Below are 20467 nucleotides of genomic sequence, written 5' to 3' on the forward strand. Positions count from 1 at the left end.
TCTGAAGGAGACAGGATGCTGAACGCTCTTGTCACGAACCTCGCGGCTGAGGGAGAAACGCCTAACCCGCTGATCCCCGCGTGGTACGACATCATCTGGTCGGGTCTGTGGTTCCTCGTCATCCTCGTCGTCGTGTGGAAGGTCGCCCTTCCGAAGTTCACGGCGATGCTCGACAAGCGGTCCGCCGCCATCGAGGGCAACATCGCCAAGGCTGACGAAGCACAGAAGCAGGCTGAGGCCGCGCTCGAGGAGTACACCCGGCAGCTCGCCGAGGCACGCACCGAGGCCGGTGAGATCCGTGAGGCCGCCCGCGAGGACGGCAAGAAGATCGTCGCCGAAGCCAAGGAGGCCGCGTCGAGCGAGGCTGCTCGCATCACCGCGACCGCGCACACGCAGATCGAGGCCGAGCGTCAGACCGCTCTCGTCTCGCTGCGCAGCGAGGTGGGCTCGCTCGCCATCGACCTCGCCGGTGGCGTGGTCGGCGAGACGCTCTCCGACGATGCACGTGCGACCGCAGTGGTCGACCGCTTCCTCGCAGACCTCGAAGCATCCGAGAAGGCGGCTCAGTAATGGGCAGCGCGACCACTCAGGCACTCGCGGCATCCGCTCAAACGCTTGCCGCAGCGAAGGACGTCACTCTCGACACGGCACGGGAGCTGTTCGCAGCTGCGCGTGCCGTGACGGAGTCGTCTCATTTGAGCGGCGCGCTCGCCGACGCCTCGGCTCCGGTCGAGGCGCGACAGAACGTCGTCGCAGCGGTGTTCGGCGGTTTCTCTCAGGACGCCCAGAGCGTCTTGAAGACCGTCGTCGCCGAGCGCTGGTCTTCGGCTTCGCAGCTCGTTGACGGCATCGAGGAGCTCGCCATCCGGGCTGCAGCGATCGCCGAGCCCCAGGCCGACATCGCGGGAGAGCTGTTCGGCTTCGCTCGCGTGATCGCCGCGAACGCGGAACTCGAGCTCGCGCTCGGGAGCCGCCTCGGGGGAGAAGACGCCAAGGGCGCACTCGTCGACAAGCTGCTCGCAGGTGGCGTCAGCGACGCGACTGCGGTGATCGTCTCGTCGCTGGTGCGCCAGCCTCGCGACCGCCGCGTCCGTCAGATGCTCGGTCGGGCAACGCGGGTCGTCGCAGATCAGGGCGACCGCGTGGTGGCCACGGTGCACAGCGCCAAGCCGCTCACCGATGCACAGCGCACTCGTCTCAGCGACGCACTCTCGCGTCGCTACGACGGCAAGATCTCGCTCAACGAGGTCTCTGACCCCGCCGTCGTCGGAGGCCTGCGCGTGCAGATCGCCGATGACGTCATCGACGGCAGCATCTCCGCCCGTCTCGCCGATCTTCGCCAGAAGCTCGCCGGCTAACACGACTTCGCGCGGGGAACCGCGCACCCAGATACAAAGGGAAGACAATGGCAGAACTATCGATCAGCCCCGACGTCATCCGTGACGCGCTGAAGGACTTCGCCGCAGCATACGAGCCCACTGGGGCCGCGGCGACCGAGGTCGGCACCGTCATCGACGCGGCAGACGGCATCGCGCACGTCGAGGGACTTCCCGGCGTGATGGCGAACGAGCTCGTCACCTTCGCAGACGGCACCAAGGGACTCGCGCTCAACCTCGACGAGCACCAGATCGGTGTCGTCGTGCTCGGCGAGTTCACCGGCGTCGAGGCCGGTCAGGAAGTCACCCGTACGGGTGAGGTCCTCTCCGTTCCCGTCGGCGACGGCTACCTCGGCCGCGTGGTCGACCCGCTGGGCAACCCGATCGACGGCCTCGGCTCGATCGCAACCGAGGGCGTGCGTGAGCTCGAACTCCAGGCTCCCGGCGTCATGCAGCGCAAGTCGGTGCATGAGCCGATGCAGACCGGCATCAAGGCCATCGACGCGATGATCCCCGTCGGCCGCGGTCAGCGTCAGCTGATCATCGGCGACCGCCAGACCGGCAAGACGGCCATCGCGATCGACACGATCATCAACCAGAAGGACAACTGGGAGTCGGGCGACGTCAACAAGCAGGTTCGCTGCATCTACGTCGCGATCGGCCAGAAGGGCTCGACCATCGCTTCGGTGAAGGGCGCGCTCGAAGAGGCCGGCGCCCTGGAGTACACCACGATCGTGGCCGCTCCGGCATCCGACCCCGCGGGCTTCAAGTACCTCGCCCCCTACACCGGTTCGGCCATCGGCCAGCACTGGATGTACGGCGGCAAGCACGTCCTCATCATCTTCGACGACCTGTCGAAGCAGGCTGAGGCCTACCGTGCCGTGTCGCTCCTCCTGCGCCGTCCGCCGGGCCGCGAGGCCTACCCGGGTGACGTCTTCTACCTGCACTCGCGTCTGCTCGAGCGTTGCGCCAAGCTGTCCGACGAGCTCGGCGCGGGTTCGATGACCGGTCTTCCGATCATCGAGACCAAGGCGAACGACGTCTCGGCGTACATCCCGACCAACGTGATCTCGATCACGGACGGCCAGATCTTCCTGCAGTCCGACCTCTTCAACGCCAACCAGCGTCCCGCGGTCGACGTGGGTATCTCGGTGTCGCGAGTCGGTGGCGACGCTCAGGTCAAGTCGATCAAGAAGGTCTCCGGAACGTTGAAGCTGGAGCTCGCGCAGTACCGCTCGCTCGAGGCATTCGCGATGTTCGCATCCGACCTCGACGCGGCCTCGCGTCGCCAGCTCTCCCGTGGTGCGCGTCTCACCGAGCTGCTCAAGCAGCCTCAGTACTCGCCGTACCCCGTCGAGGAGCAGGTCGTCTCGATCTGGGCCGGCACCAAGGGCAAGCTCGACACCATCGAGGTCTCCGATGTCCTGCGCTTCGAGCGCGAGCTGCTCGACTACCTCCGTCGCAACACGAAGGTGCTCGAGACGCTGCGCGACACGAACGTCCTCGACGACGACACTGTCGCCGAGCTCGAGAAGCACACTGACGCTTTCATCCTGGAGTTCCAGGGTGGCAAGGGACACGCCATCGGCGCTCCCGGCCACGAGGAGCACGCTGCAGCAGAGGCTGAGGACGTCAACCAGGAGAAGATCGTCAAGGGTCGTCGCGCGTAACCGCGTGAGGAACTGAATTCATGGGCGCTCAACTCAGGGTCTACAAGCAGAAGATCAGCTCTGCTCAGACGACCAAGAAGATCACGAAGGCGATGGAACTCATCGCGGCTTCGCGCATCCAGAAGGCCATGGCACGCGTCAAAGCGTCCAGCCCCTTCGCGCGAGCCGTGACGAGGGCCGTGTCGGCCGTCGCGACGCACTCGAACGTCGACCACCCGCTCACCCGCGAGCCCGAGACGATCCGCCGCTCCGCGGTCGTGATCTTCTCGTCGGACCGCGGTCTCGCCGGAGCCTTCAACTCGCAGATCCTCCGTGAGGGTCTCGAGGTGGCAGAGCTCCTGCGCGGGCAGGGCAAGGAGCCGGTGTTCTACCTCGTCGGACGCAAGGCCGTCGGATACTTCCAGTTCCGTCGCATCGCGGCGGCCGCGGAGTGGACCGGCGACACCGACACCCCGTCGTTCCACACCGCAGAGGAGATCTCGGCCAAGCTGCTCGAGGACTTCGGGCGCGGTGCAGACGACGGTGGCGTCGACGAGATCCACCTCGTGTACAACCGTTTCGTCAGCATGATGACGCAGTCGCCCGAGTCCGTGCGTCTGCTTCCGTTGGAGATCACGGAAGCCGATGACTCGGAGGCCGGCAACGCCGTCTACCCGCTGTACGAGTTCGAGCCGGATGCCGAGACCGTTCTCGACGCGATCCTGCCGGTGTACATCCAGAGCCGCGTCTTCAACGCGCTTCTGCAGTCGTCTGCCGCGAAGCAGGCCGCGACGCAGAAGGCGATGAAGTCGGCCAGCGACAACGCCGACAAGCTCATCACCGACTACACCCGTCTGCGCAACAACGCGCGTCAGGCGGAGATCACGCAGCAGATCGCAGAGATCGTCGGCGGCGCCGACGCGCTCTCATCGAGCAAATAGACCATCAGGAGAGAGACGAAAATGACCCCCACCGCTACGGCTGACCAGCCGGCGACCGCGGTCGTCGGGCGCGTCGCACGCGTCAACGGTCCGGTTGTCGACATCGAGTTCCCGCACGACTCGATCCCCGACATCTACAACGCACTCAAGACCACGATCGTGATCGGCGACTCTTCGGTCGAGATCACCCTCGAGGTCGCTCAGCACCTCGGCGACGACCTCGTGCGCGCCATCGCTCTGAAGCCGACCGACGGTATCGTCCGTGGCCAGGAAGTGCGCGACACCGGCGAGGCCATCTCGGTCCCCGTCGGCGACGTCACCAAGGGCAAGGTCTTCAACGTCATCGGCGAGGTCCTGAACCTCGAGCCCGGTGAGACGATCGAGGTCACCGAGCGCTGGCCGATCCACCGCAAGGCTCCGAACTTCGACCAGCTCGAGTCGAAGACGACCATGTTCGAGACCGGCATCAAGTCGATCGACCTTCTGACCCCCTACGTGCTGGGCGGAAAGATCGGTCTGTTCGGTGGAGCCGGTGTCGGCAAGACCGTCCTCATCCAGGAGATGATCCAGCGCGTCGCGCAGGACCACGGTGGAGTCTCGGTGTTCGCCGGTGTCGGCGAGCGTACCCGTGAGGGCAACGACCTGATCCACGAGATGGAAGAGGCGGGTGTCTTCGACAAGACCGCCCTCGTCTTCGGCCAGATGGATGAGCCGCCGGGAACGCGTCTGCGCGTCGCCCTCTCGGCTCTGACGATGGCGGAGTACTTCCGCGACGTGCAGAAGCAGGACGTGCTGCTCTTCATCGACAACATCTTCCGCTTCACGCAGGCCGGTTCCGAGGTCTCCACGCTGCTCGGCCGCATGCCCTCCGCCGTGGGCTACCAGCCGAACCTCGCCGACGAGATGGGTGTGCTCCAGGAGCGCATCACGTCGACCCGTGGCCACTCGATCACCTCGCTGCAGGCGATCTACGTCCCGGCCGATGACTACACCGACCCGGCTCCGGCGACGACGTTCGCCCACCTCGACGCCACCACGGAGCTCTCGCGTGAGATCGCGTCGAAGGGTCTGTACCCGGCCATCGACCCGCTGACCTCGACGTCGCGAATCATGGACCCCCGCTACTTGGGCGAGGACCACTACCGCGTCGCCACCACGGTCAAGCAGATCCTCCAGAAGAACAAGGAACTGCAGGAGATCATCGCGATCCTCGGTGTCGACGAGCTCTCCGAAGAGGACAAGATCGTCGTGTCGCGTGCACGCCGCATCCAGCAGTTCCTCTCGCAGAACACCTACATGGCCAAGAAGTTCACGGGTGTCGAGGGTTCGACCGTCCCGCTCAAGGAGACCATCGAGTCCTTCGATGCGATCACCCGCGGTGACTTCGACCACGTGGCCGAGCAGGCCTTCTTCAACGTCGGTGGCATCTCCGACGTCGAAGAGCAGTGGGCGAAGATCCAGAAGGAGAACGGCTGACCATGGCATTGCATGTCAGCCTCGTCTCCGCGGATGCGGAGGTCTGGACGGGAGAGGCGAGCCTCGTGGTCGCCAAGACCGTCGAGGGTGAGATCGGCTTCATGACCGGCCATGAGCCGGTCCTGGCGATCCTCGCCGAAGGCCAGGTCCGCATCACTCAGACGGATGGCACCAAGGTGCTCGCCAACGCGCAGGACGGCTTCCTCTCGATGGAGGGCGACGTCCTGACGATCGTGGCAGGCAACGCGGCTCTCATCGCCTGAGCAGTTCAGTTCATCGCGTCCGCCTCGGCCCCTCTGGGGTCGGGGCGGACGCGTCTGTATCCCCGAGGTTTCATGAAGATTCTCCTGCCCCCGTCAGAGACGAAGCGACCTGAAGGGAACGGTGCGCCTCTCGACGTGAGCGCCCTCGCGCTTCCGTGCCTCGGCGCGAAGCGTCACGAGGTGATCGACGCTCTCATCGATCTGGCAGGAGACGAAGAGCACGCGCGGAAGGTGCTGAAGCTCAGCCCGAAGCAGGCCGGCGACGTGGTTCACAATCGGATGCTGCGCTCGGCGCCGACCATGCCGGCGGTGGATCGCTACACGGGCGTCCTGTACGACGCGCTCGATGCGAGCAGTCTCGCCCCGGCATCCCGTCGCTGGCTCGGCGCGAACGTCTGGATTCACTCGGCCCCGCTCGGCCCGATCGGGGCGCTCGACCCCATCCCGCCGTATCGGCTGGCTGCGGGCACCTCGCTGCCTGGTCTGCCTGCGCTGCGGCGACACTGGGCCGACGCGACCACCGAGGCGATAGCGGAGGAGGACACGGACTTCGTCCTCGACCTGCGGAGCGAAGCGTATGTCGCGCTCGGCCCCGTGCCTGGCACCGTGGCCTCGTGCTACGTGCGGGTCGTCACGGAACACGGTCGTGCTCTCAACCACTTCAACAAGAAGTCCAAGGGGCTGCTCGTGCGGGCTCTGGCGGAGGATCGCCCGCGGGTTCGATCGCTTCGGACGCTCCGGACATGGGCCGATGGCAGAGGACTCGTTCTCCGGAGCAGCGACGAGTCAGGTGTCGAAGAGCTCGTCGTCGCGGAATGATCGCGCATGACGTGCAGCGCGTTCTCCGCGCGTGGGTCGTTGCCCCGCATATCGGCACACCGATATGGTTGGTGTCGCGGCGCGCACAGCGTCAGCTCCATCAGATCCGGAGGGGATCATGTACAACGACTATTACGACAATGGGGCGGCTATTGCCGGCCTCTTCGTCGTCTTCTTGATCGGTCTGCTCTTCGCGCTGGCGTTCTATGTGATCTCGTCGATCTTCCTGATGAAGATCTTCGAAAAGGCGGGTGTCCAGGGCAAGTGGCGCGCGTGGGTGCCTGTCTACAACTCGATGATCTTCGCGAAGCTCGGAGACATCTCCCCGTGGGTCGTCCTGATCGGCATCGGACTCTCGTTCATCCCGTATCTCAACTTCCTGACCGGCATCGCTCTGGCCGTGGTTCTCGCTCTCGCCGCGTGGCGGGTCGGGCTCAAGCTCCAGAAGGACGCTGTCTGGGTCGTGCTGTTCGTCCTGCTCTCGATCGTCTGGTACGGCATCAACGCCTTCGACAAGTCGCGCTGGAACCCGAACATCGCTCCTGCTCCGTGGGCAGGGAACAGCTTCCTCGCTGACTCCACTGTCTGGGACGGCGTTCCCGTGCAGCCGCGCCCGGTGGCCGGCCCCGGCTACGGCGCTCCTCAGGGATACGGTGCCCCTCAGCAGGGCTACGCCCCTCCCGCGCCTCAGGGATACGCTCCGCCCGCTCAGCCCGGCTACGCGCCTCCGGCTCAGCCTGCCCAGCCGGGCTACGCTCCGCCCGCAGCGCCGTCGTCCCCGGCCGCTCCCGGCGTTCCGCCGGCTGCTCCGTCCACTCCTCCGACGGCACCGCCCGCTCCGCCCGCAGCGCCTCCGGCAGCTCCGCAGGTTCCGCCCACGGAGCCCACGCAGCCTCCGGCCTGATCTGACGTGACACAGAGCCCTCGACTTCGGTCGGGGGCTCTGTGCTGTGCGGGGATGGGGCCGCCGTGTCGGAGCGCCAGGGTGGAAGACGATAACGTGGAGGCATGGTCATGTGGCAGCCCCGGTTCGGCGCCGCAGGACTCCGCGTTGCGGCCGGGGGTGCGAGTGCGACCGTCGCAGCGTCCACTACGATGTGTGAGTGTCCTGGGGTAGCCCGACCCGTAGGAAATCCGGAGGCGACGAGTGGCTGAGACGACGACGAAGACGCGCAGCGTCACGGTTGCGCAGCGCACGCTGCTGCTTTCCTGGGCGGGTGTGACCGACGTCGGTCGGCGCCGCGAGACGAATCAGGACGCGTTCTTCGCGGACTACCCGCTGTTCATCGTCGCCGATGGCATGGGCGGTCACGCCGGTGGTGAGATCGCGAGCCGGAGCACGGTCAAACGACTCGACGCCGTCGTCGCGGCGGGCGCGGTCGATCGCGGATCCATCGAGGGAGCGCTCGAGCTGGCCGTCGCCGACATCGCCGACCATCCTGAGACCACGGACGAAGGCACCGGCACCACTCTCACCGGAGTCTTCCTCGAGTTCGAGGGCGACGAACCGCACTGGACCTCGCTCAACATCGGCGATTCGCGCGTATACCTCCTCAGGGACGAGCGTCTGGTGCAGATCACCACTGACCACTCTGTCGTCCAGGAGCTCATCGCAGCAGGCAAGATCAGCCCCGAAGAGGCTGAAGGGCACCCGTACAGCAACGTGATCACACGAGCGGTGGGAGCGAGTGAGCTCACTGCTCCCGACTACGTCACCCTCGATGTCCGTCCTGGCGACCGGTTCGTGATCTGCTCGGATGGGCTGACGAAAGAGCTGACCGACTACGGCATCCAGCATTTCCTCCGTGAGAACGCCGATCCCGCGGCCGCTGTCGATGCAATGCTCGCAGCGGCGTTGGAGAACGGGGGGCGCGACAACGTGACGCTCGTCATCGTGCAGATCGCAGACGAGTCCTCCTCCACACCGGACGAGTCCTCCTCCACACCGGACGAGTCCGCCGAATAGCGGCCGATCCCTGGGGAGGGCTCACTCGGCGCCTCTTCCATGGGGTCCACTGGTGACATGGACTCTCTGCCGATAGCGATCCCTGCCGCCCCTGTGCCCGCTCGCAGGCCACCCACGCCGTTCATCGCGGCGCTCGTGCCGGTGGCCGCCGGAGTGGTGCTCTGGCTGGTCACCGGCTCCCTGTTCTCGCTGTGTTTCGCGGCTCTCGGGCCCCTGATGACCTTCGCGTCGCTGATCGACGGGTCGCGCTCCCGGAGGAAGGCGTTCCGGGCAGCCGAGGCCGAGAGCGCGGCGGCCTGGTCGCTCGCTGACGCACAGCTGACACGGCTCCACGACGATGAGCGTCAGATGCGATGGCACCGGCATCCTGATGCGGCGGCAGGTCTTGCGCAACCGCCGTTGCGCGGCCTAGAACCACCGGGCGCCGACACCGAGATCGTCGTCGGCAGCGGGGTCGGCAACAGCGCCGTGCGCGCATCGGGAGGCGACGGGGAGCGCGAACGCGAGTTCCGGACGCGATGCGCCAGGCTCGAGAATGTGCCGATCACGGTTCCGCTCAGCGGCGGTCTGGGGCTGCGGGGTGCGCACCCCGTCGTCGCCGCTGTGACGAGAGCGCTCGTGGTGCAGCTGTGTCTGAGATTCGGTGCCGCTCAGATGTCGATCGTCGGCCCTCATCTGGAGCAGTTGGGAGTGGCAGGGTTCCCACAGTCGCGTTTCGTGCAGCGCGGTTCGTTTCGTCTCGCGGTCGCGCGAAGCGGAGAGCCTCGGCCGTCGGCTGATGCTGTGATCTGGCTCCTCGGCCGTGACGAGGATGTCCCGGAGGGGATCACGACGGTCGTCGACATCGTCGAGCCGCACCGCGCGAGAGTCCGCACGCCGCAGGGGATCATCGAGGTCGCCGCTGAGTGCATGTCCCGCGATCAGGCACTCGCCACCGGAGAAGAGCGATCGGGTGAGGGAGACGAGCTGGACTCGCTCCCGGCCGGGGTGGCGCTCAGCGATCTGTGCCAGCCCGCGTCGCAGGTCGGGTTGGCGGCGGTGGTGGGCCGAGGTGAACGCGACGACATCCTCCTCGACATCGTCGACGACGGACCGCACGCCATCGTGACCGGCACGACTGGCAGCGGCAAGAGCGAGCTGCTGGTGACGTGGGTGACGGCCATGGCGAGCAACCATGGCCCGGACCGAGTGACCTTCGTCCTGGCGGATTTCAAAGGAGGCACGGCCTTCGAACCGCTTCGGATGCTCCCGCAGGTGGCCGCGGTCATCACGGATCTCGATGAGGAGGGGGCACGCAGGGGAGTGTCCAGCCTGACCGCAGAGCTGCGCCGCCGTGAGTCCGTCCTCGCAGAGGCCGGCGCACGTGATGTGCGGGAGATCGGAATGGCGAGGCTCGTGATCGTGGTCGACGAGTTCGCTGCATTGGTTCAGGATCATGCCGATCTCGGGGCCGTGTTCACTGACATCGCGGCCAGGGGCAGAGCGCTCGGCATGCACTTGATCCTCGGAACCCAGCGCGCTTCGGGCGTGATTCGCGACGCACTGGCCGCCAACTGCCCGCTCCGAGTGAGTCTGCGCGTCGCGGACGCCGCAGACAGCCGCGCTGTCATCGGCACCGACGGTGCGGCGGATCTTCCGGGCGGGGTGGAGTCCAGGGGCCTGGCGCTGGTCCGTCGTCCTCAGGATGCCGAGCCGATGGCGATGAGAGTGGCGTTGACGGGCGCGGCCGACCTGAGAGCCGTCACCCTGAGGTGGGCCGACGCCGACGTCCCGCACAGCCCGTGGCTGCCCATGCTTCCGCTCATGCTCCCGCTGGCAGCGCTCCAGCCCGAGATGCGGAGCGGCAGTGTCATCCTGGGGCGAGCCGACGATCCGGAGCGTCAGCGCCAGCCGCTCGAGTCGCTCTCGATCGGCTCCGACCGCGGAATCGTGTTTCTCGGCGGACCGGGGTCTGGGCGCACCTCGGCGCTGCGTGCGCTGGCGAAGCAGCATGACGAACCGTTCTGGATACCGTCCGATCCGGAGGGCGCCTGGGACACCGTGGTCGCTCTGGCCGCAGACGGGTCACGCGGTCCAGGACTCGTTCTCTGCGATGACATCGACGTCAGGATCAGCGAGCTGCCGCTCGAATACGGTCAGCATGCCGCGCAGCTCTGGGAGCAGATCCTGCGGCACGGGTCCGGGACCACCTTCGCGCTCACAGCGACAAGAGCAGCCGGCCCCCTGGGGCGACTTCTCGATGCACTGCCGCTCCGCGGGCTGCTGAGGATGCCGAGCCGCGTTGATCATCTCGCCGCAGGCGGGGACTCCGCAGGTTTCGATCGAGACCGACCGCCGGGGCGGATGCGGATGGGCGATCGAGAGATCCAGCTGGTCTGGGTCCCCGAGGAGCGACTGCGATCGTCGGGACCCGGCCGCGGTGCTTCTCGTTATCGGGGCGATCACGGGTGGTCGCCGCGCGCCGCGCTCACCGCACTCGTCACCGCCGGAGTGGCCACGGTCGCCGAATCGCTGGCAGCCGCCCATCCAGGCTGCGATGTGGTGGCGCTCACGGGTGAACCTCGCGACCTGCAGGACTCGACGCGTCCGACGATGCTGATCGGTGAAGCGGATGCCTGGCAACGCAACTGGCCGCTGTGGCAGCGGGTGCGCCGAGAGGGAGAGGCCCTCATCCGGGCCGAGAGCGCCACAGAGCTGCGGCAACTCGCGGGTGTGCGTGAACTCCCGCCTTACGCGCGACCGCACGCCGGGCGCGCCTGGTCGCTGATCGGCGATGCCGGGCCCCGTCGTGTCGTCATCCCGGCGCTCGCGCCCCGGTGATGAGCAGTGCGTCGTGCGGTCAGATGCCGCTGCCGGGGCGGACTGCTCCGACTTCCTCGCCGCCACCGAGCACCTCGAGCGGCAGGGCGGCTGCGAGAGTCGCGACCTCGGAATCGGTGAGTCCGCCTGCGCGTGCGAGCAGAGTCGCGGCCACGATGGTGGATGCGCGTGCGCCGCCGTCGAGCATCTTCAATGCCACAGTCGTTCCGTTCGGAGCGACCATGACCATGATTCCCTCTGCGCCGCCCTTCGCGAACACCCCGAGCTTCTCGATCGCGATCGTGTCAGGGCGACCCGGGCCGTCGATGGTCCACGGGTGCTCGCGCACCGCGCGCACCAGGGAGCCGGCGACCCGGTGCAGGGCGAAGGGGGAGCGATCCGAGGCGGTGCCGATCCGGTGGATCGAACGGGCGAGGCCCGTCAACGTGATCGCATAGACCGGGGCGCCGCATCCGTCGATCGCTGTATGGGCGACCTTCTCGCCGGTCAGGCGCTCGATGACATCGCGGATGTGCATCTGAAGCGGGTGAGCGGGGTCGAGGTAGCTGTCGGTGGGCCAGCCGGTCGCGACGCAGGCGCGAAGCATCGCCGCGTGCTTGCCGGAGCAGTTCATGCGGATGCGGGTCTGCACACCGTGCTCGCGCACGAGCTCGTCGCGGGCGGACGTATCACCGGGCCACGCCGGCGGGCAGCCCAGGTGATCCTCGGTGAGACCGCCCTCGGTGAGTACGTCGCGGACCACTGCGGCGTGACGGTCGGTGCCGCTGTGGCTCGCCGTCGACAGGGCGAGCTGCTCGTCCTCGAGTGCTGCTCCGGCTGTGATGCACGCCACGGCCTGCAGCGGCTTGAGGCTCGAGCGAGGCAGGATCAGAGCGTCCGCGTTCCCATAGCGCGCGACGATGTCGCCCTCAGGTGAGAGGACCACCGCCGCTCCCGCATGGCGGGACTCGATGAACCCGCTTCGTTCGACGACGGCAAGTTCCACGGCATCTTGAACGGTGAGAGTCTCCAGCACCTCCCAAGGATATCGTTGGTTGGGCGCACGCAGTGCCAGGCGCGGAGATCGTCGAGGGCTTCCCGGTGGCAGACTGTTCGCATGGGAGATCGACCAGCGCCGCTCGGCGAGCACCGCTATTCACTCAGCTCGACCTGGACCGGCAACTCCGGCACGGGCACCAGCGGCTATCGCGAGTATCGTCGCGACGTCACGCTTGAGGTCGCAGGCAAGCCCGACATCCTCGCCTCCGCCGACAAGCCGTTCCGGGGTGATCCGTCGCGGTGGAATCCCGAGGATCTGCTGCTCGCGTCGCTCTCCGAGTGCCATCTGCTCTCCTACCTGCACGCGTGCGTCACCGCGGGTGTCGTCGTCGTCTCCTATCGCGACTCGGCGTCGGGGATGATGCGAGAGGACGGAAAGGGCGGCGGCGCGTTCGTCGAAGTGATGCTGCGTCCGGAGGTCGTCGTCGCCGATGCCTCGATGATCGACGCGGCCGAGCGGGCTCATGCGCAGGCCAATGCGTGGTGCTTCATCGCGAACTCGATGAACTTCCCCGTGCGGCACCAGGCATCGGTGCGCGCCGAGACGAGCTGAGCTGGCGGTCCGCGTCAGCGGCGCTCGTGGGGGAGCGCCTGCTTGATCTTCTCGATCGCGCCCTGCGCGGGAGCCTCGTTGTAGGCGTCGGCCAGCTCCTGGCCGGAAAGAGCATGGATCGCGGCCATGATCTCGTCCGTCGCGAGTCTGCGGGCGCGACCGCTCGTGGCGGGGCCATGCGGCGAGAGGTCGAGCGGCTCACCGAAGCGCACCGTGATCCGTTCCTTCAGAGTCGGCATCTTCGCGCCGACCGGCATGACTTTGTCCGTGCCGATCAATCCGACCGGGACGACCGGTGCACCGGTCTGCAACGCCAGGAAGGCCACGCCCGTGCGCCCCTTGTACAGGCGTCCGTCGGTCGAGCGTGTGCCCTCGGGGTAGAGCGCGACGGCGAGGCCTTCGTCGAGCAGCTGGCGTTGTACGTCGAGGGCATCGAGGGCGGCCTTGCCCGCCCCACGGCGTACGGAGATCGCGCCGATGGACTCGAAGAACGTCTTGCTGAGCCAGCCTTTGAACCCCGTCCCCTCGAAATAGGTGGACTTCGCCAGAAAATGCACGGGGCGCGGAGCGGCCACCGGAATCGCGATCGAGTCGATGAAGGACAGGTGATTGCTTGCGAAGATGACCGCGCCGTCCTTCGGGACGTTCTCCCTGCCCTCGATACGGGGCCGGTAGATCGTGCGCGCCAACGGGGTGATGAGGCTGCGGCCGAGCGCATAGGCCATGCCTGCGTGACGAGGCTTCTCAGTCTCTGAGGGCGAAGTTTCGGGCTCCACGGACTGGTCAGACGTCATCAGAGAAGATTACCCCGGCAATCATGCCGGGGCGGGAATGAAGCGCCAGCGCGCGCCTCCCAGCCTCAGCAAAGGGGCGTGCGAGATGATGGGGTGTCCCGCCCGCGATCCTGAGGTTCAACTGTGCGCAAGCGTCCGCTTATCGTCCTGTCCACCGTCGCCGCGGCGACTCTTCTGCTGGCCGGGTGCTCCGGAGGAGCCACCCCGGAGTCCACCGCCACCCCCGACGCGTCTTCCGAGAGCTCCTGCCTCGCTGACATCGGGTCGGGCGCAGGCTCTGATGCCGTGTCCGTCGAAGGATCCGGGGCAGATGCCAAGGTCTCCGTGCCCGAGGGCACGGACCTCGCCGAGGCCGAGCGTTCGGTCGTGGTCGAGGGCGATGGCGACGACGTCATGCCCGGAGACCTCGTATCGCTGCGCTACCAGCTCATCGACGCCACGACCAACGAGGTGCTCAGCACCTCGGAGCGCGGCCCCGACGGGGTTCTGTCCGCTCTCCTCGCCGTTCAGCAGCCGCAGCAGATCGTCGACCCGACGCAGTCCACCGTCTTCACCGTCGCGGCCGAGTGCCTCCCGATCGGTTCGAGCGTCGTCCTGACCCTTCCCGCAGCACAGGAAGGCATGAACCCGAGCGTGCTCTATGTCGAGACGATCGACCAGGTTCCCACGACGGCTTCCGGGTCCGATGTCGACGCGACCGATGGCATGCCCGTCGTCGAGCTCGACGATGCCGGTTCGCCGACCATCACGATCCCCGACTCCGATGCCCCCGCCGAGACCGAGGTGGCCGTCCTCAAGCAGGGTGACGGTGCTGTCGTCGGCGCGGGTGACCTGGTCACGGTGCAGTACCGCGGCGTGAAGTGGTCGGACGGCTCCGAGTTCGATTCCAGCTGGAGCCGGGACGCAGCGCCGTCGCAGTTCCCGACCAGCGGAGTGGTCCCCGGGTTCAAGATGGCCCTCGAGGGCCAGAAGGTCGGGTCGCAGGTGGTCGTCGCCATGCCGCCGAAGGACGGCTACGGCGAGGGCGAGCCCAACGACACCGATCTGACCGGGGAGACCCTCGTCTTCGTCGTCGACATCCTCGCGACCACTCCGGTAGAGCAGGCACCGTAAGACAGCGGGGCCGGGGGCTTGCCATAGGCTGGCGGCATGCGTCGCATCATCGTCCTCGGCTCCACCGGCTCCATCGGCACACAGGCGCTCGACGTCATCCGCGCCAATCCCCGTCGTTTCGAACTCGTCGGGCTCGCCGCGGGGTCGAACGCCGAGATGCTCGCGGAACAGGCCGCGAGCTTCCACGTCGACAGCACCGCACTGGGTGCGGCCGAGGCCGAGCAGCTGGTACGCGATGTCGAGGCCGACGTGGTGCTCAACGCGATCACCGGATCGATCGGACTCGGTTCCACCCTCGCAGCGTTGAAGGCCGGCAGAACCCTCGCTCTCGCGAACAAGGAATCCCTCATCGTCGGCGGTGAGCTGGTTCTCGCAGCCGCCGCCCCAGACCAGATCGTCCCCGTCGACTCTGAGCACTCCGCGCTCGCGCAGGCGCTGCGCAGCGGCACTCACGCCGAAGTGCGACGCCTCGTCGTGACGGCATCCGGTGGGCCTTTCCGCGGGCGTTCACGCGAGCAGATGCTCGAGGTCACCCCGCAGGAGGCGCTTGCGCACCCGACATGGGACATGGGCCGCATGGTCACGACGAACTCCGCGACGCTGGTCAACAAGGGTCTCGAGGTGATCGAGGCGCACCTGCTGTTCGACGTCGCCTACGACGACATCGAGGTCGTCGTGCACCCGCAGTCGATCGTGCACTCGATGGTCGAGTTCATCGACGGGTCGACGATCGCCCAGGCATCCCCACCGGACATGCGTCTTCCGATCTCGCTGGGGCTCGACTGGCCGAGCCGCGTCGGCGGAGTCGGACGCCCTCTCGACTGGACCCAGGCGACCTCCTGGACCTTCGAGCCGCTCGACGACGTCGCTTTCCCGTCTGTCGATCTCGCCAAGGCCGTGGGCCGAGCGGGCGCGACGTTCCCCGCGGTCTACAACGCGGCCAACGAGCAGGCGGTCGATGCCTTCCATGAGGGGCGCCTGCCGTTCCTCGGCATCGTCGACACGATCGCACGGGTGGTCGACGCCCACGAGCCGCCGCAGACCCTGACCATCGAATCGCTCGCCGACGCCGAGGAGTGGGCGCGCCGCAAGGCCGACCAGCTGATCGCACGAGCCTGACGCGAGAGCGGCCGCAGCGGATCGCTGCGGCCGCTCTCCAGGGTCAGCCCTCGTCGGAGTAGGGGACCGGCCAGTGCGAGTCGGGTACGGGCCATCCGGCCGCGCGCAACGCCCGTCGCGCCAGCTCACGGGCCGAATAGGGCGTGCGCACGCCGCGGATGTCGCGGTAGTCCTGATGCCCAGGGCCTGCCCACAGGATCGAGTCGCCTTCTCCGACCAGTCCGACCGCAGCGACGATGGCCGCCTCGGGCGGCGAGAACTCGTGGATCTCGGCGTCAGGCCGCGCTGCGCGTGCGCCGGCGACGAGAGTGGCCCTGATTGAGTCCGGGTCTTCGAAGCGCGGGTGGTGGTCTGTCACGACGAGGATGTCGCTGCCCTCGACGGCAGTGCGGGCCATGTCGAAGCGCTTGCTGGCATCGCGATCGCCGTCGGCGCCGAAGAGCATCAGAACCTTGCCCGGGGTGACGCGGCGGACCGCGGCGAGGGTCTTCTCGAAAGCATCGGGAGAGTGCCCGAAGTCGACGAAGACGACAGGGCCGGTGTCTCCGGAGACGAGCTGGGTGCGACCCGGAAGATGGGCCAGGATGCCGCCGTCACGGTCGAGCGCCGAGGTGATGCGGTGCCATTCGTAGCCGCCCTCGAGCAGCATAACGATCGCGAGAGCGGCGTTGGCGGCCATGTGCGGGCCGATCACGGGAACCGTCGTGGTCAGGGTGCCCGCGGGGCCCGACATCGTGAAGGTGGTGCCGGATGCGCGCTCGTCGTCGATCACGACGACCCAGTCCGCGCGGGCCGCCGCAGCGGGATCAGCGGCGATCGATGGTGTGCCGACGGTGACGACGGGGATCTCCGCTCGCTCCACCACGATCGCACCGTTGGGGGAGTCGAGGCAGACCACGCCGCGGGTCGCGCGGTCGGGACGGAAGAGCGGGAGCTTCGCCTCGAAGTACTCCTCCATGTCGGCATAGTCATCGAGGTGGTCGTGACTGAGGTTCGTGAATCCGGCGACGTCGAAGCGGATGCCGTCGACGCGATGACGTGAGAGCGCCTGGGCGCTGACCTCGACTGCCACGGCCTCGACGTCGCGCTCCCGCATCAGCGCCAGCAGCGCATGCATCTCGGATGCCTCAGGGGTCGTCAGTCTCGAGACGATGACCTCGCCGGCGATGTGGCGCTCGGCCGTGGAGGAGAGTCCGGTCACGACGCCGAGCTGGTCGAGGATGCCCTCGAGCAGATGCGAGACGCTCGTCTTGCCGTTGGTCCCCGTGGTGGCGAACAGCAGGGGGAGCGACTCGCCCGCGCCGGTGCCGTAGACCCACGCGCTCAGAGCGCCGAGCACGCCGCGGGGGTCGTCGACGATGATCACGGGGAGTCCGGCGGGCTGGGCGATGTCTGCGCCGTCATCGTCGGTGATGATCGCGACGGCGCCCTTCTCGGCGGCGGTGGCCGCGAATTCGGCTCCGTGGCGGTTCACGCCTCGGATCGCCACGAAGGCCTCGCCTGCACGCAGATCGGCGGTGGCGAGGGTGATGCCGGACAGGGTGATTCCGGTCACGTCGCCGCGGACTTCTCGAGCGAATCGAGAGGCGAGTTCGGACAGCTCACGCCGGGGCGGGTTCGCGGGGCGGAGCACGGGAGGCAGGCTCGGTTGTTGTTCAATCGACATGTCGCATCCATGATCTCACGCCCGCGGCGCGATGACCGGGTGCGGCACGTCTCCTCGGCCGCGTCGAGCCGAGGAGACGTGCCAGGGGGTCACGCCTTGCGGCGGTACGCCAGTACCGAGACGACCAGCGCGGCGATTCCGGCGACCAGGCCGCCCGCACCCAGCGCCGTCCCGAGCTCGTTCGAGGAGCCGGCCTCGTCGGCGGCATCCGAATCGGCGGTGTCCGCGTCTCCGGCGTCCTCTGCGGAGCCGTGCTCACCGTGGCCGTCAGCGGACGCGGCGACGACCTGGACCACCGGAGCCGGGGCGTCGAGGCTGTGCGGGTCTTCGCCGTCCTCGGCGAGCTGCGTCCACTCGGTGCTGCCCTCGACGCATGTCTGGATGACCGGGAACGCGAGTGAGTCGGGCGTGTCCTCGTCGAGCCCGACAGCCATGCTCACTGCGCCGCGCAGTTCGTTGGGCACCGGTGCGACGGCGGTGTAGGTCACGGCGCTGACGAGGCCGTCATCGCCCTTCTCGATGTCGATCGTCCAGTCGCTGTCCATGGTGGGTGCGACGGAGGCGAGGCCCTCGGGCATCGTCACCTTCAGAGAAATCGTAGGGGAGTTCTCGCAGCCGTGGGCGAAAGAGAAGGTCAGCACGCCGTGGTCTCCGGCGATCAGCTCGTCGGGGCTGACGCTGACGTGGGCGCTCGCCATCGCAGGGATGGCGAGTGCGAGGATCGCACCCCCGATGACTCCTGCGGTGACGTTGCGGCGGGTGGTGGTGAAACGCATGGTGGTACTCCTGTGTGCTGATCTGCGGGCGCGTCGGTGTGCGCGGCTTCCGCGGGAAGGTGGAAACGCCTCAGGGAGGCGATGCGTGATCAGACGTGTGCTGGAGGACCGCGGCGCGACACCGACGCCGAGAAGTCGTTCTCCTTCGGCACTCGGATGACGAACACCGGGAAGGCGGGGCGCTCGTGTGCGGGGCGGAACACCGTGACCGTGTGGCGCAGGCGTGCCTGCACCCAGCCGGCGATCGCTCGCACTGACGACTCGCCGTGACAGACCAGAGCAGTAGTGATGATTGCTGCGATGACGTGACCGACGAGCATGACGGCATCAGGAGCGGTCGCGGCGACAACCGGGCCCAGAGCGGCGAGATCGAGATGGTGGTGGTGCCCCGAGAGCGCCGTCGCACCCGTCGGCGTGCCGAGCAGCTGGAACACGAGGTGGAAGAGCCCCTGGCTGACCAGCACCGTCAAAGCGACGCGTGCGCGGGATGCCCGGGCGCCGATGAGAAGCGCCGCCAGCGGCACGAGGAGCGTCGCGACGGCGAGCACCAGAAGCGGATGGGGGGCGGCTCCTCCTGCAGTGGTGTGCGATGCGGCGGCGACGAGCGTGGCCGTGCCTGATGCGCCGGCTGCGCGCAGAAGTCGCAGCTGGCGGGAGGTCACAGCACAAGCCTAATCGTGTCTCGCCGTCGCGCAGTGCAGCACATAGGGCTTATTCCTAGGCGGCGAGCACTAGCTTGGGGGAGTGGAAGCACTGCTCTATCTGGGTGGCATCGTGTTCATGCTGATCGGCCTCGGCCTGTCGATCGGCCTGCACGAGGTCGGCCACCTCCTGCCGGCGAAGCTGTTCGGCGTGCGCGTCGGCCAGTACATGATCGGCTTCGGCCCGAGGCTCTGGTCGAAGCGCATCGGCGAGACCGAGTACGGGTTCAAGCTGCTGCCGCTCGGCGGGTTCATCTCGATGTCGGGGATGTATCCGGCCTCCACCGCATCGGGCCCGGCGAAGGGCGTCTTCCGCGCTCTCGTGCAGGACGCCCGATCGGCGAACGACGAGACGATCGCGGAGGGGGCAGAGGACCGTGTCTTCTATCGCCTCCCCGTGTGGAAGCGCGTCGTCGTGATGCTCGGCGGTCCGCTGATGAACCTGATCCTCGCGATCGTGATCTTCACCGTGCTGGTGTCCGGCATCGGTGTGCAGCAGGGAACCACGACGATCGCCTCGGTGAACCAGTGCGTTCTGCCCGCCGGATCGACGGCGACCGAGTGCGAACCCGACGACCCGGCGACGCCGGCCGCAGAGGCGGGCATCCGGCCGGGTGACGTGCTGGTGTCCGTCGACGGTCAGCCCGTGTCGACCTTCGCCCAGGCGACCGCCGTCGTGCAGGCAGCGCCGGGGCAGACCCTGGATCTGGTGGTGCTTCGAGACGGTGCCGAGAAGACGCTGAGCATCACTCCGATCGAGGCTGAGCGCACCATCACGGATGCCAGTGGGCAGCCGGTCATCGGCGAGGACGGGCAACCCGTCGTCAAGGACGTCGGCTATGTCGGCATGGCGGCGCAGATGGGCTTCGTCCAGCAGCCGCTCTCGGCAGGACCCGAGATGGCAGCCGACACCGTCGCACGCGTGGGGTCGATGATCCTCACACTTCCGGTTCGGATCTGGGACACCGGTGTCTCCCTGGTCACCGGGTCCGAGCGCGACCCGAACGGCCCGCTGAGCGTCGTGGGCGTCGGGCGCATCGCGGGTGAGGTCGCGGCGATCGACGCGCCGATCCTCAACCGCTTCTCGGTGCTCCTCGGGCTTCTCGGATCCCTGAATGTCGCGCTGTTCGTGTTCAACCTGATCCCGCTGCTGCCGCTCGACGGAGGCCACGTGGTCGTCGCGCTGTGGGACGGCATCCGCCGTGCCTGGGCGAAGCTGTTCCGTCGGCCGCCGCCCCCGCCCGTCGACGCCACCAGGCTCGTGCCGCTGACCGTGGTCGTCGCGACACTGCTCATCGTGATGGGTGCCGTGCTGCTCCTCGCCGACGTCTTCAATCCGGTGAACATCTTCGGCGGCTGAGTCGCCTTCGGTGTCGCCGCTGTGCGCGTGGGGCGGG

19 protein-coding genes are annotated in these 20467 nt (G+C 67.7%); 14 read left to right on the top strand and 5 right to left on the bottom strand.

Annotation, left to right across the window (positions count from 1 at the left end; translation table 11 throughout):
• Positions 1-15 precede the first annotated feature (15 nt).
• The 10 genes from FIV50_RS06865 (at position 16) to FIV50_RS06910 (ending at position 11310) form a co-directional block, all read left to right on the top strand.
• Positions 16-570 carry a F0F1 ATP synthase subunit B gene (locus FIV50_RS06865; protein ID WP_140036786.1) on the top strand — a complete coding sequence of 185 codons (555 nt, stop codon included), beginning with the start codon at positions 16-18 and terminating at the stop codon, positions 568-570.
• Complete coding sequence (locus tag FIV50_RS06870) at positions 570-1358, top strand: F0F1 ATP synthase subunit delta (RefSeq protein WP_140036787.1); 789 nt, start codon at positions 570-572, stop codon at positions 1356-1358. The genes FIV50_RS06865 and FIV50_RS06870 overlap by 1 nt, the downstream gene beginning before the upstream one ends.
• Before the next feature lie 47 nt (positions 1359-1405).
• Complete coding sequence (atpA, locus tag FIV50_RS06875; RefSeq protein ID WP_140036788.1) at positions 1406-3046, top strand: F0F1 ATP synthase subunit alpha; 1641 nt, start codon at positions 1406-1408, stop codon at positions 3044-3046.
• 20 nt (positions 3047-3066) lie between these two features.
• Positions 3067-3966, top strand: a complete 900-nt coding sequence (locus FIV50_RS06880; protein ID WP_140036789.1) for a F0F1 ATP synthase subunit gamma — start codon at positions 3067-3069, stop codon at positions 3964-3966.
• 21 nt (positions 3967-3987) lie between these two features.
• Positions 3988-5442, top strand: coding sequence for a F0F1 ATP synthase subunit beta (gene atpD / locus FIV50_RS06885; RefSeq protein WP_042541846.1), 1455 nt, complete (start codon positions 3988-3990; stop codon positions 5440-5442).
• Between the two features lie 2 nt (positions 5443-5444).
• Positions 5445-5705 (top strand): F0F1 ATP synthase subunit epsilon, encoded by a 261-nt coding sequence (locus FIV50_RS06890; RefSeq protein ID WP_042541845.1) that lies wholly within the window; start codon positions 5445-5447, stop codon positions 5703-5705.
• A 72-nt stretch (positions 5706-5777) separates the two neighbouring features.
• Positions 5778-6524: a YaaA family protein gene (locus FIV50_RS06895; RefSeq protein WP_140036790.1), complete on the top strand. Its 747-nt coding sequence runs from the start codon at positions 5778-5780 to the stop codon at positions 6522-6524.
• A gap of 118 nt (positions 6525-6642) precedes the next feature.
• Complete coding sequence (locus tag FIV50_RS06900; protein ID WP_140036791.1) at positions 6643-7428, top strand: large exoprotein; 786 nt, start codon at positions 6643-6645, stop codon at positions 7426-7428.
• A 243-nt stretch (positions 7429-7671) separates the two neighbouring features.
• A complete protein-coding gene (locus FIV50_RS06905; RefSeq protein ID WP_140036792.1) occupies positions 7672-8490 on the top strand; it encodes a PP2C family protein-serine/threonine phosphatase in 819 nt (272 codons plus the stop codon).
• A 57-nt stretch (positions 8491-8547) separates the two neighbouring features.
• Positions 8548-11310: an FtsK/SpoIIIE domain-containing protein gene (locus tag FIV50_RS06910; protein WP_140036793.1), complete on the top strand. Its 2763-nt coding sequence runs from the start codon at positions 8548-8550 to the stop codon at positions 11308-11310.
• 19 nt (positions 11311-11329) lie between these two features.
• On the opposite strand, the gene FIV50_RS06915 is transcribed toward FIV50_RS06910, so the two are convergent.
• Positions 11330-12325, bottom strand: coding sequence for an asparaginase (locus FIV50_RS06915; RefSeq protein WP_140036794.1), 996 nt, complete (start codon positions 12323-12325; stop codon positions 11330-11332).
• 81 nt (positions 12326-12406) lie between these two features.
• Here FIV50_RS06915 and FIV50_RS06920 point away from each other — a divergent pair, with 81 nt between their 5' ends.
• The gene (locus FIV50_RS06920) at positions 12407-12901 is read left to right on the top strand and encodes an OsmC family protein (protein WP_140036795.1); all 495 of its coding nucleotides are present in this window, start codon (positions 12407-12409) and stop codon (positions 12899-12901) included.
• A gap of 14 nt (positions 12902-12915) precedes the next feature.
• Here the strand turns inward: FIV50_RS06920 and FIV50_RS06925 are convergent, their stop codons facing one another.
• Positions 12916-13695, bottom strand: coding sequence for a lysophospholipid acyltransferase family protein (locus tag FIV50_RS06925; protein ID WP_140036796.1), 780 nt, complete (start codon positions 13693-13695; stop codon positions 12916-12918).
• 123 nt (positions 13696-13818) lie between these two features.
• On the opposite strand from FIV50_RS06925, the gene FIV50_RS06930 reads away from it, so the two are divergent.
• Entirely contained in the window at positions 13819-14808 is a 990-nt protein-coding gene (locus FIV50_RS06930) for an FKBP-type peptidyl-prolyl cis-trans isomerase (RefSeq protein WP_140036797.1), read from the top strand.
• Between the two features lie 36 nt (positions 14809-14844).
• Entirely contained in the window at positions 14845-15927 is a 1083-nt protein-coding gene (gene dxr / locus FIV50_RS06935; protein WP_140036798.1) for a 1-deoxy-D-xylulose-5-phosphate reductoisomerase, read from the top strand.
• Between the two features lie 43 nt (positions 15928-15970).
• Here the strand turns inward: dxr and FIV50_RS06940 are convergent, their stop codons facing one another.
• The 3 genes from FIV50_RS06940 to FIV50_RS06950 form a co-directional block, all read right to left on the bottom strand.
• The gene (locus tag FIV50_RS06940) at positions 15971-17593 is read right to left on the bottom strand and encodes a Mur ligase family protein (protein WP_181164354.1); all 1623 of its coding nucleotides are present in this window, start codon (positions 17591-17593) and stop codon (positions 15971-15973) included.
• 89 nt (positions 17594-17682) lie between these two features.
• Positions 17683-18369, bottom strand: coding sequence for a YcnI family copper-binding membrane protein (locus FIV50_RS06945; RefSeq protein ID WP_140036799.1), 687 nt, complete (start codon positions 18367-18369; stop codon positions 17683-17685).
• An 89-nt stretch (positions 18370-18458) separates the two neighbouring features.
• Positions 18459-19031, bottom strand: a complete 573-nt coding sequence (locus FIV50_RS06950) for a hypothetical protein (RefSeq protein WP_140036800.1) — start codon at positions 19029-19031, stop codon at positions 18459-18461.
• A gap of 82 nt (positions 19032-19113) precedes the next feature.
• On the opposite strand from FIV50_RS06950, the gene FIV50_RS06955 reads away from it, so the two are divergent.
• A complete protein-coding gene (locus tag FIV50_RS06955; RefSeq protein ID WP_140036801.1) occupies positions 19114-20430 on the top strand; it encodes a M50 family metallopeptidase in 1317 nt (438 codons plus the stop codon).
• Positions 20431-20467: the final 37 nt, after the last annotated feature.

This window comes from Microbacterium foliorum, from assembly GCF_006385575.1.
Taxonomy (GTDB): Bacteria; Actinomycetota; Actinomycetes; order Actinomycetales; family Microbacteriaceae; genus Microbacterium; species Microbacterium foliorum_B.

Coding starts and splice junctions, on each gene's coding strand:
- FIV50_RS06865 (WP_140036786.1), top strand. CDS start 16: ATGCTGAACGCTCTTGTCACGAACCTCGCGGCTGAGGGAGAAACGCCT.
- FIV50_RS06870 (WP_140036787.1), top strand. CDS start 570: ATGGGCAGCGCGACCACTCAGGCACTCGCGGCATCCGCTCAAACGCTT.
- atpA (WP_140036788.1), top strand. CDS start 1,406: ATGGCAGAACTATCGATCAGCCCCGACGTCATCCGTGACGCGCTGAAG.
- FIV50_RS06880 (WP_140036789.1), top strand. CDS start 3,067: ATGGGCGCTCAACTCAGGGTCTACAAGCAGAAGATCAGCTCTGCTCAG.
- atpD (WP_042541846.1), top strand. CDS start 3,988: ATGACCCCCACCGCTACGGCTGACCAGCCGGCGACCGCGGTCGTCGGG.
- FIV50_RS06890 (WP_042541845.1), top strand. CDS start 5,445: ATGGCATTGCATGTCAGCCTCGTCTCCGCGGATGCGGAGGTCTGGACG.
- FIV50_RS06895 (WP_140036790.1), top strand. CDS start 5,778: ATGAAGATTCTCCTGCCCCCGTCAGAGACGAAGCGACCTGAAGGGAAC.
- FIV50_RS06900 (WP_140036791.1), top strand. CDS start 6,643: ATGTACAACGACTATTACGACAATGGGGCGGCTATTGCCGGCCTCTTC.
- FIV50_RS06910 (WP_140036793.1), top strand. CDS start 8,548: ATGGACTCTCTGCCGATAGCGATCCCTGCCGCCCCTGTGCCCGCTCGC.
- FIV50_RS06920 (WP_140036795.1), top strand. CDS start 12,407: ATGGGAGATCGACCAGCGCCGCTCGGCGAGCACCGCTATTCACTCAGC.
- FIV50_RS06925 (WP_140036796.1), bottom strand. CDS start 13,695: ATGACGTCTGACCAGTCCGTGGAGCCCGAAACTTCGCCCTCAGAGACT.
- dxr (WP_140036798.1), top strand. CDS start 14,845: ATGCGTCGCATCATCGTCCTCGGCTCCACCGGCTCCATCGGCACACAG.
- FIV50_RS06940 (WP_181164354.1), bottom strand. CDS start 17,593: ATGTCGATTGAACAACAACCGAGCCTGCCTCCCGTGCTCCGCCCCGCG.
- FIV50_RS06945 (WP_140036799.1), bottom strand. CDS start 18,369: ATGCGTTTCACCACCACCCGCCGCAACGTCACCGCAGGAGTCATCGGG.